13 protein-coding genes are annotated in these 16,239 nt (G+C 72.3%); 4 read left to right on the plus strand and 9 right to left on the minus strand.

Annotation, left to right across the window (positions count from 1 at the left end; translation table 11 throughout):
- Positions 1-195: 195 nt before the first annotated feature.
- Positions 196-1,086 (plus strand): aminoglycoside phosphotransferase family protein, encoded by an 891-nt coding sequence (locus tag FCH28_RS25165; RefSeq protein ID WP_136742418.1) that lies wholly within the window; start codon positions 196-198, stop codon positions 1,084-1,086.
- Between the two features lie 94 nt (positions 1,087-1,180).
- Here FCH28_RS25165 and FCH28_RS25170 read toward each other — a convergent pair whose 3' ends face one another.
- Entirely contained in the window at positions 1,181-1,894 is a 714-nt protein-coding gene (locus tag FCH28_RS25170; RefSeq protein ID WP_136742419.1) for an exonuclease domain-containing protein, read from the minus strand.
- Positions 1,895-2,052: 158 nt separating this feature from the next.
- Here FCH28_RS25170 and FCH28_RS25175 point away from each other — a divergent pair, with 158 nt between their 5' ends.
- A complete protein-coding gene (locus FCH28_RS25175; protein ID WP_136742420.1) occupies positions 2,053-2,880 on the plus strand; it encodes an SDR family NAD(P)-dependent oxidoreductase in 828 nt (275 codons plus the stop codon).
- A gap of 86 nt (positions 2,881-2,966) precedes the next feature.
- Here the strand turns inward: FCH28_RS25175 and FCH28_RS25180 are convergent, their stop codons facing one another.
- The 5 genes from FCH28_RS25180 to FCH28_RS25200 form a co-directional block, all read right to left on the minus strand.
- Positions 2,967-3,419: a lasso peptide biosynthesis B2 protein gene (locus FCH28_RS25180; protein ID WP_136742421.1), complete on the minus strand. Its 453-nt coding sequence runs from the start codon at positions 3,417-3,419 to the stop codon at positions 2,967-2,969.
- Positions 3,416-3,667, minus strand: coding sequence for a lasso peptide biosynthesis PqqD family chaperone (locus FCH28_RS25185; RefSeq protein WP_136742422.1), 252 nt, complete (start codon positions 3,665-3,667; stop codon positions 3,416-3,418). The genes FCH28_RS25180 and FCH28_RS25185 overlap by 4 nt, the downstream gene beginning before the upstream one ends.
- Positions 3,651-5,486, minus strand: a complete 1,836-nt coding sequence (locus tag FCH28_RS25190) for a lasso peptide isopeptide bond-forming cyclase (protein WP_136742423.1) — start codon at positions 5,484-5,486, stop codon at positions 3,651-3,653. Before FCH28_RS25190 ends, FCH28_RS25185 begins: the two co-directional genes overlap by 17 nt.
- A gap of 33 nt (positions 5,487-5,519) precedes the next feature.
- Positions 5,520-5,654, minus strand: a complete 135-nt coding sequence (locus FCH28_RS25195; RefSeq protein WP_169314248.1) for a lasso RiPP family leader peptide-containing protein — start codon at positions 5,652-5,654, stop codon at positions 5,520-5,522.
- Between the two features lie 215 nt (positions 5,655-5,869).
- Positions 5,870-7,123, minus strand: a complete 1,254-nt coding sequence (locus tag FCH28_RS25200; RefSeq protein ID WP_136742425.1) for an SAV2148 family HEPN domain-containing protein — start codon at positions 7,121-7,123, stop codon at positions 5,870-5,872.
- A gap of 566 nt (positions 7,124-7,689) precedes the next feature.
- Here FCH28_RS25200 and glgX point away from each other — a divergent pair.
- Entirely contained in the window at positions 7,690-9,855 is a 2,166-nt protein-coding gene (gene glgX, locus FCH28_RS25205) for a glycogen debranching protein GlgX (protein WP_136742426.1), read from the plus strand.
- On the opposite strand, the gene FCH28_RS25210 is transcribed toward glgX, so the two are convergent.
- On the minus strand, positions 9,815-11,110 hold the full coding sequence (locus FCH28_RS25210; protein ID WP_136742427.1) for an MFS transporter: 1,296 nt from the start codon (positions 11,108-11,110) through the stop codon (positions 9,815-9,817). The genes glgX and FCH28_RS25210 overlap by 41 nt on opposite strands.
- A 195-nt stretch (positions 11,111-11,305) precedes the next feature.
- On the opposite strand from FCH28_RS25210, the gene treY reads away from it, so the two are divergent.
- Positions 11,306-13,840, plus strand: a complete 2,535-nt coding sequence (treY, locus tag FCH28_RS25215; protein WP_136742428.1) for a malto-oligosyltrehalose synthase — start codon at positions 11,306-11,308, stop codon at positions 13,838-13,840.
- Between the two features lie 31 nt (positions 13,841-13,871).
- Here treY and FCH28_RS25220 read toward each other — a convergent pair whose 3' ends face one another.
- Positions 13,872-15,653 carry an ABC transporter ATP-binding protein gene (locus FCH28_RS25220; RefSeq protein WP_136742429.1) on the minus strand — a complete coding sequence of 594 codons (1,782 nt, stop codon included), beginning with the start codon at positions 15,651-15,653 and terminating at the stop codon, positions 13,872-13,874.
- Positions 15,650-16,219 carry a lasso peptide biosynthesis B2 protein gene (locus tag FCH28_RS25225; protein ID WP_169314249.1) on the minus strand — a complete coding sequence of 190 codons (570 nt, stop codon included), beginning with the start codon at positions 16,217-16,219 and terminating at the stop codon, positions 15,650-15,652. The genes FCH28_RS25220 and FCH28_RS25225 overlap by 4 nt, the downstream gene beginning before the upstream one ends.
- Between the last annotated feature and the right edge of the window lie 20 nt (positions 16,220-16,239).

Below are 16,239 nucleotides of genomic sequence, written 5' to 3' on the forward strand. Positions count from 1 at the left end.
CGCGCGCACTCCCGCACTCGGCGCTCCAAGAGCCGCCCCCCTCTCCCCCGTTGACCGCAGCCGGCCGCCGTCATCGTCGTGAGGGCCGCCACCGCCGTCAAGGCTCCCGCCGGTATCCACGAGGGATCTCCCCACCTGGGAGGTCTTCCGCACCTGCGACACTGGTCGCGATCACGCACCGCAGGAGGCAGCACGATGACCGAACCGAGCCCCGGCGCCTTCACGGAGGCGCGCGCCCGTGGCGTCCTGGCCGCGGCCGGGCTGCCCGGCGCGGCGGCCGGTGCCCAGCTGCTGGCACTCGGCGAGAACGCGGTCTTCGCGCTGGGCGACAGCGGTCCGGTCGTACGGGTGGGCCGCAGCGCGGAACTCCTGGAGCGCGCCGAGCGGGAACTCGCGGTGGCGCGGTGGCTGGCGGCCGAAAACGTACCGGCCGTACGGGCCGCCGAGCCCGTGGCCACCTTGGTCGACGGGCATCCGGTGACGTACTGGCACCGGCTGCCGGAGGCCGTACGCCCCGCGGGGCCGGGCGATCTCGCCGCGCTGCTCACGCGCGTCCACGCGCTGCCGGAACCGCCTTTCGCACTCCCCCGGCGCGAGCTGCTGGGCGGCGTCGAGCGCTGGCTGCGGCTGGCCGGCGACGCCGTGTCGGCGCAGGACGCGGAGTATCTGCGCGGGCGGCGGGACGCGTTCGCGGCGGCCGCCACCGCGCTGGAGCCACGGCTTCCCCGCGGCCCCATCCACGGCGACGCGCTGCCCCGCAACGTCCATGTCGGGCCCGACGGACCGGTGCTGGTCGACCTGGAAACCTTTGCCTCCGATCTGCGCGAGCACGACCTCGTCGTGATGGCCCTGAGCCGGGATCGCTACGGCCTGACGGCGGACGCGTACGACACGTTCGTATCGGTCTATGGCTGGGACGTACGGGACTGGGAGGGCTGCGCGGTGCTGCGTGGCGCCCGGGAGACGGCGAGCTGTGCCTGGGTTTCCCAGCACGCGCCCGGAAACCCGGCGGCCCGCGAGGAGTTCCGGCGCCGGATCGCCTCCTTGCGCGAGAAGGACGAGACGGTGCGGTGGTATCCGTTCTGAGGACCTGAGCCGGGCACGCGTGCGGTGCGGCGGCTCGCTCACCCCTGATACGGACGCTCAACTCCGATACGGACGCTCAGAACTGGGACGGCCCTCAGCGCTGGTACGGAATCAGCGGCCAGGAGGCCTCGACTATCGCCTGTGGGTCGCCGGAGCGCCGCAAATACGCCTGGAACGAGGCGGCTTGTTCGGCGGCGGCCTCCTCCTGGAGGGTGTGCAGGGCGCGGGGCGACGGGAGGGCGACGGCCGGGTACTTCTCGCCGATGCGCCGGGCGACGCCGGCCGCGGCGACCGCGTCGGCCCCCGCCTCATGCGCGCCGTCCAGCCGCACGCCGTAATGATCGCAGAGCGCCTGGAGTGCGCGCTTGCCCTTGCGGTAGCGGTCCACATGCTTGTCCAGCACCAGCGGATCGATGACCGGCGCGAGCGGGCCGCCGAGCCGCTCGGACAGCGTCTTCACGTCATGGCGCCGGCACTCGCGGTCGAGGAGCGAGAGGTCATATCGGGCATTCATCACGACCAGCGGGATATCCTCGCGCAGCACATCGGCCAGCGCCTCGGTGATCTCCTCTATCGCCGTCGCCGGCGGTCGGCCGTGCTCTTGGACATATGCGGTCGAAATGCCGTGAATAGCCGCTGCTTCATCAGGGATCGGCACGCCGGGATCGAGCAGCCAGGACTGCTTGCCGGCCGCCCGGCCGTCGCCCTCCAGCCGGATCAGCGCGGCGGTGACGATGCGGTCCCGCTCGACGTCGGTGCCCGTCGTCTCCAGGTCGAAGCCGACCAACAGCTCCTGATGCCAACTCATTGCGGCCTCCTTCGGTGGTACATCCCCCGTTGCTCGAACACTCTCGCACGCACCACTGACAATCGACCGGCGGGCCGTCCCGCCAGGCCCGGAACGAAGGCCCGAACCAGACCCCGAACCAGAACCCGAACCAGGCCCGCCGCCCTAGGCTGACCGTCATGGACCTACGACTCGCAGGACACGGCGCGCTGGTGACGGGCAGCAGTTCGGGGATCGGTGCGACGATCGCCGAAACGCTGGCGGACGAAGGGTGCGATGTCCTCGTCCACGGACGGGACGCGGCGGCCGCGGCGGCCGTCGCCGAGCGGATCGCGGCCCGCGGCGTACGCGCCGAAGTGGTGCTCGGCGATCTGACGGAACCGGGCATCGCCGAGCAGGTCGCGGTCACCGCACGCGACTTCGGGGCCCGCATCCTGGTCAACAACGCCGGTCCGTTCGCCGAACACGACTGGGAGAGTTCCCGGCCGTCCGACTGGCGGGCCGCGTTCGAGGGCAACGTCCTGCCGACCGTACGGGTCACCCAGTCCCTGCTGCCGTCGCTGCGCACACACGGCTGGGGCCGCGTGATCACCATCGGCAGCCGGGCGGTACGGACACCGCTGCCCAACATGGTCACGTACTCCGCGGCCAAGGCGGCCGTGGTGAACATGACCACGAGCCTGGCCCGGCATCTGGCCGGCACCGGGGTCACCGCGAACTGTGTGAGCCCCGGCGTGATCGCCACCCCCTCCATGCACCGGATGTTCGAGGAGCGCGCGGCAGAGGAGCGCGCGGCGTCGGACGGGCACGAGCACGGGGACGGCGCGAAGGGGGCGGCCGAGGCAGCCGAGGCGGCCATCGTCGCGGAGTACGCGCCGAACCCCTCCGGGCGGCTGGGACGCCCGGAGGACATCGCCGCCGCGGTCGCCTACCTCGCCAGCCCGGTCGCCGACTACGTCAACGGCATAGAGCTCCGGGTCGACGGCGGCATCACCGGCACGCCGTAGGGCGGCGCATGTTCATCCCCTGCGGCGAAGTGCCCTCCGCGGACGCCGACGTGGCCTGATGCCGGGCCACTTGGCGAGCGACGTGCTCATCCGCCCGCGCCGACCCCTGCCTTCTCCTCGCTCCCCCGCAGCGGGTGTATGGAGATCAGCGGTTTGAAGTGGCCCTTGGGGTGGGGCTCGCCGATGGGCCGGCCGTCGACTTCCACCCAGGCGTGGGCGGCGAAGGGGTGGGTACGTACGCCCGTGCACCACGTGGGCCAGACGCCGCGGGTGCGACAGAGCAGGGCGGTGGCGATGGAGCGTTGCAGGCAGCCCTGGCCGGCGCAGCGCAGGCTGACCGAGACCACCGCCTCACGGGCCGCGAGGGTCTGGTCGGCCGTGGCCGGGGCCGCGCCGCGGCGGGCGAATTCAAGGACGGTGCGCAGCCGGGCGGGTTTGGCCTTGGCGAGCAGGCGAGCGATGCCGACCGCCACCAGGGGCACCAGGCGACGGTGCGGAGGCAGCCGGCGCCGCTCGGCCAGCGCGACGGGCATGCTCACGCGATCACCAGCTCCGCGCCGCGCAGTTGCTCGATCACGGTGGTGACGTCCCGCTCGGCCCTGGGCCGGTCTATCCGGTGCCGGGTCGCGACGCCGGCCGCGATGTCGTCGGGGTCGTGGCCGTCGAGGAGTTGCCGTAGTACGTGCGCTCCGGTGGCGTTGAGCTGCCAGTACCGTCCGGTGCGTTCGTTGAGCAGCACGGTCCCGTCGTCGGTGTCGGTGGAGACCACGTCAGGATGCAGACGCATGGGCGTCGAACCTCCAAGCAGGGGTGGGTCGGGTGGCGGCGCGCAGCCAGGTTTCGCAGCCGATCAGGGGTTCCAGGGCGATGCCCGTGGCGTTGTCCGCCTGGGGGGCCAGCAGACGGGTGCGTAGTTCGTCGGGGTCGATCAGGCCATGGGCGGCGAGTGCGGAGTCGGCGAACAGCTCCAGAATCGCGGGCAGGTTGCGACGCAGGCCGGAGCTGGCCTCTTCGCTGAATTCGCCCTTGGTGGAGCGCCCGAGCACCGTCTCGGGCACGATGCCGCGCATCGCCTCGGCCAGGAGCGGTTTGTAGCGCCACGGGCCGGAGTGCTCGTGGGCGCGGACTCCCAGGACGGCTTCGACGACGCGGTCGTCGAAGAACGGCGAGTCGAGCTGGACTCCGGCGTCGGCGAACGGACGGGCCAGCAAGCGGTACCAGGGGGCGCTGGTGCGTACCGCGAGCAGCGACTGGTGCTGCCCCAGGTCGCGGGAGAGCGGCCGCGTGGTGTCCGCGGTGTGCCGCAGGACCTCCCGGGCCGACTCGACCGCCGTGGCGGTGACCCAGGACGGGGCACGCAACGGCCACAGGCCCCACCCCAGGCTGGGCCGGCGCTTGTGCAGCGGCGGGTCGGTGAGGTGCTCGGACTGCGCCCGCCACCATGCCGCCTCGTCTCCGGGGCGCACCAGCGCGGCCAGGGTGTGCAGCAGCGGCCACCGTTTGAGCGCGGCGTATCCGCGGACGTGCCGGATCGCGGTCACCGGACGGCGCCGGAGCAGCTGGTGCAGATAGCCGGGGAACGGGGTGAAGAGTTCGTCTCCGCCATGGCCGGCCAGGTGGCGGTGCGATCCCCGGTCGGCGAGCATCCGCGCGGTGTGGTGGGTGCGCGCGGCGGTGCGGACGAAGGGGTAGGGCTCCTCGGTGTCCACCAGTGCGTCGGCGTCGGCGAACAGCGCGGGGAGTTCGGCCGGGGGCACCACCACATGCTCGGCCCGGTCGAGGGAGCCGATGGAGAGTGCGGCGAAGGCGGCGTCGTCGTTGCCCGCCTCGGCCTCGCCCCATCGGAACGTCAGGAGGTCGGGGACGTCGCGGGCGGCGAGGAAGCACAGGGAGGAGGAGTCCATGCCGCCGGAGAGGTCCGAGCTCAGCCGGCCCTCGGCCGGTCCGCGGTCCCGCATGGCGGCGGTGAGCGCCTGCCGTACGGCCTGCGCGCCGGCCGACAGCGGCTGTTCGGGGGCCGGCGGCTGCCACCACCGCAGGTCCCGGGCGCTTCCGCGGTCCCACACCAGACAGTGGTCCGGGGCCAGTGGGGAGACCCCCTGCCACAGGGGGGCGTCGCTCAGCGGAGACGGGACGAGCCCTCCGCAGGCCACCCGTACGGCCAGGGCGCGTTCATCGATTCCGGCGCCGGTCATCGCGGCCAGGAGGTCGGCCCGGTCCGCGGCCACCGTCACGCCGTTCACCCGCGCGTGGAACACCCGCCGCAGCCCGGTCAGGCTGCCCTGGACGCGCAGTTGCCCGTCGACGGAGGCGACCACGTGGCAGGAGCCCGGCAGCGTCGCGGCCAGAGTGTCCACATCGGACACCGTCCTTATTCGCGCGGTGAGTTCGGACAACCGCGTGGCGGTGACCGGGCAGACCCCGATCACCGCCACTCGTACCGGGCCCGCGGTGGCCACCTGGATTTCTCCGGGTAGCCAGCGTCCTACCAGCCATGGGCGCCCTGACGCATGCGAGTGCACCCGCGGCGCCGCCCAGGGCACCGCCGCGCGAGCCTCGACTGCGGACGCCGTGTCCGGCAGAACCACGAACCCAGCACCGGTCATCTCTACGCGCTCCTGAGAGTCAGCTCTCGACGATCAGCCGCCGTAGTGGCCGAAGATGTCCTTGCCCCAGCCGATGAAGCCCAGGGTGTCCTCGCTGAACTCGCCGACCTCGACCAGCATCGGGGGCGCGTACGGCTCCACGTTCGACAGCTCGGTCTGCTCTTCCATCACAGCCTCCTTCATAAAAAAAGCGGCATAAACCGGTAGCCATCCGGCCACCGAGAACCAAGCTAACACCCAGAAGGAGTACTTGATCGAACTTTTTTACGATCTCGCGGGCGATGTCCGATCCGGACTATTTGATTCCGGGGCGATGCCGACGACGGTGGCAAGGGGCGCTGAGGCGCGCCGAATTCAGCCACCGGGGAAAGAGTGCTCCGCGCCTACGAAACCGGCCGCGAATCCGCCCACACGCTCTCGAACTCCTCGCGGTACGTCTCGAACAGCCCCTCGCCGTCCCGGCCGGCACGCCCGTCGCCGTCCTGACGGACCACGTCGCGGCCGCCCCCGCGGAGGACGAGCACCGGCGACTCCATCCCGCGTCTCTTCCGGAGGTAGGTCTGGACGACGGCCATACCGTCGGGACCGTCGCCGTCGACGAGATACGCCGTGAAGCGCGGGGTCTCGTCGAAGACCTGGATCTCGAAGGCGCCGGGGTCGCGCAGCCGGGCACGCACCCGTCGCATGTGGAGGATGTTCATCTCGATGGAGCGGCTCATCTCCCCCTTCTTCAGCCCGATTTCGCGCTCCCGGCGGCGGACCGCGCTACTGGCCGGGTTGAGGAAGAGCAGGCGGACACGGCAGCCGGACTCGGCGAGCCGGACCAGCCGGCGGCCGGAGTAGTTCTGCACCAGGAGGTTCAGGCCTATGCCCACGGCGTCGAGGCGGCGGGCACCCCCGAAGAGGTCTTCGGCGGGCAGCTGGCGCTGGAGCCGCACCCGGTCGGAGTGCACGCCGACGACATCGGCGTAACGGTCGCCGACGAGATCCTCGACGGCGTCGATCGGGAGCCGGCCGGAGATACGGGTGCCGACGCCGGAGCCCAGGATGTCCAGCAGCCGGGCCGACGCCCGCTCCGCCTGGGCGAGGACGGTCTCGGACAGGGCACGGTTACGGGAGACGATGTTGCGGGCGACCTCCAGTTCGTCCAGGCCCAGCTCGACATCGCGGCGGTCGTCGAAGTACGGCTCGAAGCAGGGCCAGTGCTGGACCATCAGCTCGCGGAGCTGGGGCAGCGTCAGAAAACTGACGATGTTGTCGTCGGCGGGGTCCAGGAGGTAGCCCTTGCGGCGGCTGACCTCGCGGACGGCGACGGCGCGCTGCACCCATTCCTGCCCGGCGGGGCCTGCCGCGGCGATGACCCATTCGTCACCGTGCACCGGCTCGTAGATGGGACGAAGGACCGCGGAGACGACCGCCCGGAGCCGCTGCTCGACGAGATTCAGCCAGATATAGGCGCGTCCGGCCCGGCGGGCGCGGGTGCGCACCTCGGCCCAGGCGTCGGCGCCCCAGTCGAGTTCCGCGCCGATCTCCAGCGGCCGTGCCAGGGACACCGCGCCGGGCGGTGCGTCGACGGAGCCGCCCTCATGGCCCTCGTGACTCTCATCACCAGGGGGCAACTCCAGCCCGCCGCTCACCTGCCACCGCCTTCCGAACCCCCGTGCCAACGATCAAGGCAGACTACTGCGACGCGGGAGGCGGTGCAGCAGGATGCCTGGAGTCGTCGGCCAACTCCCCTTGTTCATATTGCCCGTTGCGGCCGGAAAGCGCGGGTGGAGTGAGCGGATTCATAGCTCACACGTCGCGAGCTGCCAGCTTGTGGGGTTGTCGAAGGGCCGGCTCTGGCGGCTGGCGGACGCCCGTCGACGCCTGTTCGGGAGCTCCCGGCACTGTGCTCGAACCTGATGTGGACCCACGCGATGGGGTGTTTCGGCGGCGGGCCGTTGACCCGGCGGCGGGCGGTCCCGTCACCCATCCGCCAGGGTTGGCCAGGTTCTCGCTGGTGAAATGTTCATATTTCCTGTAGGGGGCGATAAGGAGGGGGTGTTTGGTGTCGCCGCAGATGTGCCGGCCGGCGGCGCGCGACTCGCCCTCGCGAAAATCCCGCTCTCCGCGACACGTTGGGGAAGGATTTCGATTCGGTCCGCGGACGCTTGTCGTGGAGTCGCCGCAGCCCCTGACGAGAAAGTGGAAGAGTCTACGCATGCAGGTCTGGCCGGGACAGATGTATCCGCTGGGTGCCACCTACGACGGGGCGGGCACCAACTTCGCGGTGTTTTCCGAAGCCGCGCGACGCATCGAGTTGTGTCTGCTGCACGACGACGGTTCGGAAACCGCCGTCGAGCTGCGGGAGACCGACGCGTTCGTCCGGCACGCCTATCTCCCGGGGGTGATGCCGGGCCAGCGCTATGGATTCCGGGTGCACGGTCCGTACGACGCGGGGCGCGGGCACCGCTGCAACTCGGCGAAGCTGCTGCTGGACCCGTATGCGCGGGCGATGAGCGGCCGCATCGACTGGGACGAGGCGGTGTACGGATATCACTTCGGGCGGCCGGAAACGCGCAATGATCTGGATTCGGCGCCGCACACCATGGCGTCGGTGGTGGTCAATCCGTATTTCGACTGGGGCGACGACCGGCCGCCACGTACCGCGTATCACGAGACGGTGCTCTACGAGGCCCATGTGAAGGGCCTCACGATGCTTCATCCGGAGCTGCCGGACGAGTTGCGCGGCACGTATGCGGCGCTGGCGCATCCGGCGATCATCGATCATCTGACGAAACTGGGGGTCACCGCCCTGGAACTGATGCCGGTGCACCAGTTCGTGCAGGACCACCGGCTGGTGGACGCCGGGCTCACGAATTACTGGGGCTACAACACCATCGGATTCTTCGCCCCGCACAACGCTTACGCGTCCTGGGGCGACCGCGGGCAGCAGGTGCTGGAATTCAAGACGGCGGTACGGGCGCTGCACCGCGCCGGTATCGAGGTGATTCTCGACGTGGTCTACAACCACACGGCCGAGGGGAATCACCTGGGCCCGACGCTGTCGTTCCGGGGACTGGACAATGCCTCGTACTACCGGCTGTCGGAAGACAAGCGGTACTACATGGACACCACCGGCACCGGGAATTCCCTGCTGATGCGCAGTCCGCACGTACTGCAACTGGTGATGGACTCACTGCGCTACTGGGTGCAGGAAATGCATGTGGACGGGTTCCGGTTCGATCTGGCGGCGACGCTGGCCCGGCAGTTCCACGAGGTGGACCGGCTGTCGTCGTTCTTCGATCTGGTGCATCAGGACCCGGTCGTGAGCCAGGTGAAGCTGATCGCCGAGCCGTGGGACCTCGGGGAGGGCGGCTATCAGGTGGGGAACTTCCCGCCACTGTGGACCGAGTGGAACGGGAAGTACCGGGACACCGTGCGGGATCTGTGGCGGGGCGAGCCGCGCACCCTGGCGGAGTTCGGGTCCCGGCTGACCGGTTCGTCGGATCTCTACCAGGGCGACGGGCGGCGGCCGCTCGCCTCGGTGAACTTCGTGACCTGCCATGACGGATTCACCCTGCACGACCTGGTCGCGTACAACGAGAAGCACAACGAGGACAACGGCGAGGACAACCGGGACGGCGAACGCTTCAACCGGTCCTGGAACTGCGGGGTCGAGGGGCCGACCGACGACCCCTCGGTGCGCCGGCTGCGGGCCCGGCAGATGCGGAACTTCATCGCGACGCTGATGCTGTCGCAGGGTGTGCCGATGCTCAGCCACGGCGACGAGTTCGGGCGCACACAGCGCGGCAACAACAACGCGTACTGCCAGGACAACGCGTTGTCGTGGGTGCGGTGGCCGCAGCGGGAACCGGACAAGGCCGAGGAGCCGGAGGGCGCGGGCGAGGCCGCCGCGGCCGACGACGAGCCGGCGCTGCTGGCCTTCGTACGGCAGATGGTGTGGCTGCGGCGCGACCACCCGGTGTTCCGGCGCCGCCGGTTCTTCCAGGGCCACCCGGTGGAGGGCACCTACGACGAGCTGTCCGACATCGCGTGGTTCACGGCCGACGGCACGGAAATGGGACCGCGCGACTGGCAGTCCGTGCACGCCAAGGCGCTGACGGTCTTTCTCAACGGCAGCTCGATCTCCGAACCGGGGCCGCGCGGCGAGCCGATCCCCGACGACTCTTTCCTGCTGATGTTCAACGCCCATGCGCAGGAGAAGGAGTTCACGGTCCCGGTGCTGCACGGTCGGCAGTGGCAGGTGGTGGTGGACACCGACCGGCCGTCGGCGGTGGCGGACGGCGGCGGCGCGAAGGTCAAGGCCGGGGACCGGCTGACGCTCACCGACCGGAGCCTGCTGGTACTCCAGCGGCCGAGGTAGCGCTGGTGGGGCCGTCCGTCGGCGCGGCGTTCCGGGGCGTCACCCGGGCGCCGACCGCGACGCAGAGGATCAGCACCGCGGCGCCGACCGCGACGGCGAACGCGGCGGACGGGCCGTGTGCGTCGGCGAGCCGGCCCGACGCGGCCAGCGCCAGGGCCTGCCCGCCGACCACCGCACTGGTGAGGAAGGCCATCGATTCGGCCAGCCGGGTGGCCGGCACCACCCGTTCGGTGAGGCCGAAGAGCGTGATCAGATGCGGCGCGAAGGCCACCCCGAGGACCACGACGACCAGATAGAGCGCCCAGAGGGACCGTACGAACAGCAGGGGTACGGAGAGCACGATCAGGGCGACAGCGGCCGCCCGCCAGCGGGTCGGCAGCCCGATCCGGGCCGGCACCAGGGCCAGCGAGAGCCCGGCGACCGCGCTCATCACCCCCATCGCGGCGTAGACCAGGCCGGCCTGGGCGGGCTGGTGGAGGCGCTCGGTCAGCGCGGTGATACCGGCCTGGCAGGCGCCGAACATGGCGCCCTGGAGCGCCATCGAGGCCCGCATGCCGTGCACGGCTCCCGGCATCCGGGGACGGGCGGGCCGCCGGGGGCGCGCGGCACGGGTGGCACCGCCATGGGGTCCTGTGCCGCGGGCGCCCGGGACGGACGCCGTCGGATGCAGCGCGAAGGCCGTACCGCAGACGGCCAGCAGCACCGCGGCCAGCGACAGCGCGACGGCCGGATGGGCGACCGCGGCGGCCAGTCCCACCACGGCCGGGCCGAGCACGAACGACACCTCGTCCAGCGTGCCCTCGAACGAGAGGGCGGCGTTGATCAGCTTCGGCTCCCCCCGGCCCCGCCGCGCCAGCGCGACCAGCCGGGTGCGGGCCAGCGGTCCGATCTGCGGCACGCTGGCGCCGGCCAGCAGGCCCGTCAGCGCAAGTGGCAGCGTCGCGAGGTGCACGAGGGAGGCCACCACCAGGGCGGTCACCGCGAGCGCGTTGGCCCAGCAGGCGGCGAGCACCATAGGCCGCTGGCCGTGCCGGTCGGCGAGCCGCCCGATCAGCGGACCGGCGACGGTCTGCCCCGCCGCCAGCGCACCGCCCACCAGTCCGGCGGTGGTGAGGCTGCCGCTGGTCTCCGCCACCAGCAGCAGGCTGCCGAGCTGGCACATCGCGGTCGGGAGCCGGCCGAGGAACGAGACGACGGGCAGCAGGGGCCCGCCCAGCGCGACCACCTGGCGATAGGTGGCGGTAACGGCGGTCATCGCCCGACGCTAGCGGCCGAGCCGCCGCGGGCCGTACACACCGGACGTACGAAGGTATGCGCCGCGCCGGCCCCCGGGATCGGAGGATTCGACGAGCGGACGGGAGCAGCCGCATCGGCGGGCGCGGACGGTCGACGGCAGCGGACGACACCCGCGGATGACACAACGGGCCGTCAGCGGGGTACGGGTGTTCCCATGACGCAGCCATCGAGGCCACCGAGAACACCGCCGACCGCCACCTACCGGCTGCAGCTCCAGCCGGAGTTCCCGTTCTCGGCCGCCGAGCGGGCGGTACCGCATCTCGCCGCGCTCGGCGTCTCCCATCTGCATCTCTCCCCCGTCCTGGAGTCGGTGCCGCACTCCACACACGGCTACGACGTGGTCGATCACGCGGTGGTACGGGCCGAGCTGGGCGGTGAGCGGGGGCTGCGGGCGCTGGCGGGCACGGCCAGGTCGCACGGCCTCGGTCTGATCGTCGACATCGTGCCGAACCACATGGCCGTACCGGCGCCCGTGTCGCTCAACGGGCCGCTGTGGGCGGTGCTGCGGGACGGCCCGGCGTCCCCGTATGCCCGGTGGTTCGACATCGACTGGGACGGCGGGCACGGCGGGCGGCTGCTGCTGCCGGTGCTCGGCGGACGGCTCGGCGAGGAGGCCCGGCACCTCCGCGTCGAGGACGGGGTGCTGCGCTATCACGAGCACGCCTTCCCGCTGCGCCCCGGGACCGAACAGCTGCCGCTGGCGCGCCTCCTGGACGCCCAGTGGTACCGCCTCGCCTGGTGGCGGCTGGCCCGCAGCGAGCTCAACTACCGGCGCTTCTTCACGATTTCGGAGCTGATCGGGGTACGCGTGGAGGACCCCGGCGTCTTCGAGGCGACGCATGGCACGCTGCTGCGGCTGGTCCGCGAGGGCGTCATCGACGGGCTGCGCGTCGACCATCCGGACGGGCTGGTGGACCCGGGCCGCTACCTGGACCGGTTGCACGAGGGGACCGGCGGCCGCTGGACGGTCGTGGAGAAGATCCTGACCGGCGAGGAGCGGCTGCCGGACGGCTGGGCGTGCGCGGGCACGACCGGCTATGACGCGCTGCGCCGCATCGACGCGCTGTTCGTCTGCCCGCAGGGCGCGGGACGCCTCTTCGCCCACTACCGGGACTTCGTCACACCGCTGGCGGACGAGGGCGGCGACTGGGACGAGACGGTGCGCCGGGCCGCGTACGAGGTCGTCACGCACGATCTGGCGGCGGAGGTCGAGCGGCTGGTGCGGACCGCGGCACGGATCGGCGAACGTCTGCCCTGGCCGGGCGACCATGCGCCGTGGGCGCTGCGCGAGGCGATCCGCGAGCTGTTGGTACGGCTGCCCGTCTACCGGCCGTACCCGGACGCGGACCGGGCGGAGCACGACGCGGCGATGCTGGACGCGGCGGCGGCGCGGGCGCGTACCGCGTTCCGGGTTCCGGAGGAGGCGCGCGCCGTGGATCTGATCCGCGATCTGGCGGCCGGGCACCTCGGGAGCGGCGCGGGTACCGACGGCTCGGACTCCGCCTCCGCCGATCCGGACGTCGCCGATCCGGACGTCGCCGATTTCGCGGCGCGCTTCGCGCAGACCGCTTCCGCGCTGCGCGCCAAGTCCGTGGAGGACACCGCCTTCTACCGCTATCCGGTGCTGCTGTCGGCCTGCGAGGTCGGTGGCGATCCCGGCGAGCCGGCACTCGGCCCGGCGGCGTTCCACGCCTACTGCGCCCGCGTCCAGCGGGACTGGCCGGCCACCGGGACGGTGCTCTCCACGCACGACACCAAGCGCAGCGCCGATGTGCGGGCACGGATCGCGGTGCTGTCGGAGTGCCCCGACCGGTGGCGGGATGTGCTGGGCGCGGTGGCGGGCGGGCCTGGTGGCCAGCCGGCGGAGGGCGCGGAGCCGGCGGATCCGATGGTGTCCTGGCTGGCCTGGCAGACCGTGTTCGGGCTGGGCGGGGCGCCGGGTGACGGGCCGCCGGCGGACCATGCGGGGCGAGTGACGCAGGCGGTCCTCAAGGCCGTTCGGGAGGCCGGGCTGCGGACCTCGTGGACGGAGCAGGACACGGAGTACGAGGACGCGGTGGCGGAGTTCGTCCGCGGTGGTCCGTGTGGTCCGGCGGCCGATCCGCTCGCCGCGCTGCACGCGGAGCTGGCCCCGTACGTCCGGGCGAATGTGCTGGGTGCGGCGCTGCTGCACCTCACGATGCCGGGGGTGCCGGATGTCTATCAGGGGACCGAGCGGGAGTATCAGGCGCTCGTCGACCCGGACAACCGGCGGCCCGCCCGGTTCCGTCCCGAGCTGCTCGCGGAGCTGGACGGCGGGGCCGCGCCGCGCGATCTGTCCGGCGAGAAGCTGCGGCTGACGGCGGCGGCGCTACGGCTGCGGCGCGAGCATCCGGAGTGGTTCGGCGCGGCCGCTTCGTATGAGCCGCTGCCCGCGGCGGGGCCGGCGGCCGAGCACTGTGTGGCGTTCTGCCGCGGCGCCCGTGTGGTGACGGTGGCGACCCGGCTGTCGCTGCGGCTGGCGGAGACCGGTGGCTGGTGGGACACGGTGCTGCGGCTGCCGCCCGGCGGGCCCTGGCGGGAGCTGCTGACCGGGCGGGAGTATGGGGGTACCTCCCTGCTCCGTAAGAGCTCGGGGGAGGGCGGTACGGCGGTGAGGCTGAGCGAGCTGCTGGCGGTGTCGCCGGTGGCGCTGTTCGTGGCGGAGTGAGCGGGCCGGCCTTGGCCCATCCGCCAGGGCCCTACCCCGCCACCGTCTCCCCCGCCTGCTGTGCCCGCGCCAGGAACCGGTAGTGGTCGCTGCTGTCCAGGAGCTCGTCGTGGGTGCCGGTGGCGATGACCCGGCCGCCGTCCAGCACCACGATGCGGTCCGCGGCGCGGATCGTGGAGGAGCGGTGGGCGATGACCAGCAGGGCGCACTCCTGCGCGATGGACCGGATCGAGCGGCGCAGCGCCGCCTCGTTGACCGCGTCGAGATGAGCCGTCGGCTCGTCGAGCAGCAGCAGGCTGGGCCGGACGAGCAGCGAGCGGGCGAGGGCGATCCGCTGGCGCTCGCCGCCGGACAGTGCCATGCCGTGTTCGCCTGCTTCCGTGTCCAGCCCTTGGGGCAGCCGGGCCACCAGCTCGGTCAGCTGCGCCAGCTCGATCGCCCGGTCCAGCTCGTCCCGGCCGGCGTCGGGCGCGGCGTACAGCAGGTTCTCCCGGAGCGTGCCGTAGAGCACCGGGGCGTGCTGCTCGACGAGGCCGATCCGGGCCCGGTGCTCGGCCCGGCCGACGGCCGCCACATCGCGGCCCTCGAACCTGACGCGGCCCGAATCGGGGTCGTAGAAGCGTTCCGCGAGCGCGAAGACGGTGGACTTGCCGACGCCGGAGCTGCCGATCAGCGCGACATGGCCGCGCGGCGGCACCTGGAACGAGACCCCGCGCAGTACCGGGCGGTGCGGCTCGTAACCGAACCAGACGTCCCGGAACTCCAGGACGGGTACGTCGGGGGGCGGGGCGGGCAGGGCCCGGCGGGGGCGCGCGGCGGTGTCCGGTTCGCCCGGCAGGTCGAGGATTTCGCTGATCCGGCGGAGCGCGCCGAGGCCCTGCCGCATGGTGCTCAGCGCCTGGAAGACCGCGCCGATGGGGCTCATGAGGTAGAGCATGTAGAGCAGGAAGGCCGCGAGGTCGGCGACGGATCCGTCGTGGCCGGCGACCCGCATGCCGCCGATGAGCAGCACCAGCAGGAACGAGCCGTTGATCGTCAGCATGATCGCCGGTGAGACCACCGCGTCCAGCGCGCCGACGTGCACGCTCTGCGCGTACGCGGACCTGGCCTGTTCGCCGATGCGCTCCGTCTCCCGGTGTTCCGCGCGGCTGGCCCGAACCGTGCGGATGGCGCCCAGCGCACGCTCCAGTTCGGCGGTCATCGCGCCGGTGGCCTGCTGGGCGTGGAGCGAGGAGCGCTCGATTCCACGCAGCACCGAAGCGACGACGAGGGAGCCGAGGGCGACCACCGCGAGCACGATCAGGAACAGCACCCAGTCCAGCCAGGCCATCAGGGCGACGACTCCGACCAGCCCGATGCTGCCGGTGAGGGCGTCGGTGAAGCCCTCGGAGATCAGCAACCGCAGTGCGGTGCTGTCGGCGCTGGTGCGGGAGATCAGGTCGCCGGTCCGGTGCCGGTCGTAGGTGCGCATGGGCAGCCGCAGCAGATGACCGATGAGGTTCAGCCGCAGCCCGAGGACGATCCCCTCACCGGTGCGCACGAGGACGTAGCGGGCGAGCCCGGCGACGGCGGCCTGGGCGAGGAAGAACACGATCAGCAGCCCGATGGTGCGGCCCGTGCCGATGCCCGCACCGGCCTCCTCGATGACCCGCTTGACCAGCAGCGGCTGCGCCAGCGCGAGCGCCGAGCCGGCCACTGCCAAGACGCTGGCGACGGTGATCCTGCGGCCGTGCCCGCGCAGCACGCGGCGGACCTCCTGCGGTCCGGTGCGGGGCCGCCCGGCGGGGGTGACGGTGGCGGCGTCGGGCGTCATCCGGGCACCGCTCCCGGCCCGTGCTCCGCACCGGATCCGGACACCGCGCCCGGTCCGTGCTCCGCCTCCGGGGCCCGCACCGCGTGCGCGCAGCCGACGCGTTGCAGGACCGTGAAGCCCGACTGGACGCCGGGGATGTCGGCCAGCACCTCCCCGTAGAGCTCCGCCCAGGCGTGGAAGGCGAACCGGCCGCCGATCGACGAGCGCTGCCGCGCCACCACGACCTCGGCCGGCAGGCCGAGCACCGAAAGGTAGGTGGCGAGCGCGTACGACCGGGGCAGGCACAGCGCCTCCGGTTCGGCCATCCGAAGCACCGTCAGGCAGGGCTGCGCCTCCCGGCGGGCCAGCCGGACCGCGTCGGACGGCCGGAGCCCGGCGGCGAGCGGCAGCGGGCGCAGCTCGCGCAGATACCGCTGGGCGTCCTGCCAGCCGCGCCGGCGCAGTACCCGCAGCGCCTGGGCGGTGCGGACGGCGGCGAGCAGCCGCAGCCGCCGGGGCACCGGCAGCGGCGGCGGCCCCGGATCGTTGTCCCAGAGCAGGAACTCCCAGGTGGTGGGGCCGCTCACGGTGCGCGCGGTGGAGCCTT

Origin of the sequence: Streptomyces piniterrae (assembly GCF_005048155.1) — a bacterium.
Classification (GTDB): domain Bacteria; phylum Actinomycetota; class Actinomycetes; order Streptomycetales; family Streptomycetaceae; genus Streptomyces; species Streptomyces piniterrae.

What these genes read in the sequence shown, in the direction of transcription:
- FCH28_RS25165 (WP_136742418.1), top strand. Translation starts at nt 196, where the DNA reads ATGACCGAACCGAGCCCCGGCGCCTTCACGGAGGCGCGCGCCCGTGGC.
- FCH28_RS25170 (WP_136742419.1), bottom strand. Translation starts at nt 1,894, where the DNA reads ATGAGTTGGCATCAGGAGCTGTTGGTCGGCTTCGACCTGGAGACGACG.
- FCH28_RS25175 (WP_136742420.1), top strand. Translation starts at nt 2,053, where the DNA reads ATGGACCTACGACTCGCAGGACACGGCGCGCTGGTGACGGGCAGCAGT.
- FCH28_RS25185 (WP_136742422.1), bottom strand. Translation starts at nt 3,667, where the DNA reads ATGCGTCTGCATCCTGACGTGGTCTCCACCGACACCGACGACGGGACC.
- FCH28_RS25190 (WP_136742423.1), bottom strand. Translation starts at nt 5,486, where the DNA reads ATGACCGGTGCTGGGTTCGTGGTTCTGCCGGACACGGCGTCCGCAGTC.
- FCH28_RS25195 (WP_169314248.1), bottom strand. Translation starts at nt 5,654, where the DNA reads ATGGAAGAGCAGACCGAGCTGTCGAACGTGGAGCCGTACGCGCCCCCG.
- glgX (WP_136742426.1), top strand. Translation starts at nt 7,690, where the DNA reads ATGCAGGTCTGGCCGGGACAGATGTATCCGCTGGGTGCCACCTACGAC.
- FCH28_RS25210 (WP_136742427.1), bottom strand. Translation starts at nt 11,110, where the DNA reads ATGACCGCCGTTACCGCCACCTATCGCCAGGTGGTCGCGCTGGGCGGG.
- treY (WP_136742428.1), top strand. Translation starts at nt 11,306, where the DNA reads ATGACGCAGCCATCGAGGCCACCGAGAACACCGCCGACCGCCACCTAC.
- FCH28_RS25220 (WP_136742429.1), bottom strand. Translation starts at nt 15,653, where the DNA reads ATGACGCCCGACGCCGCCACCGTCACCCCCGCCGGGCGGCCCCGCACC.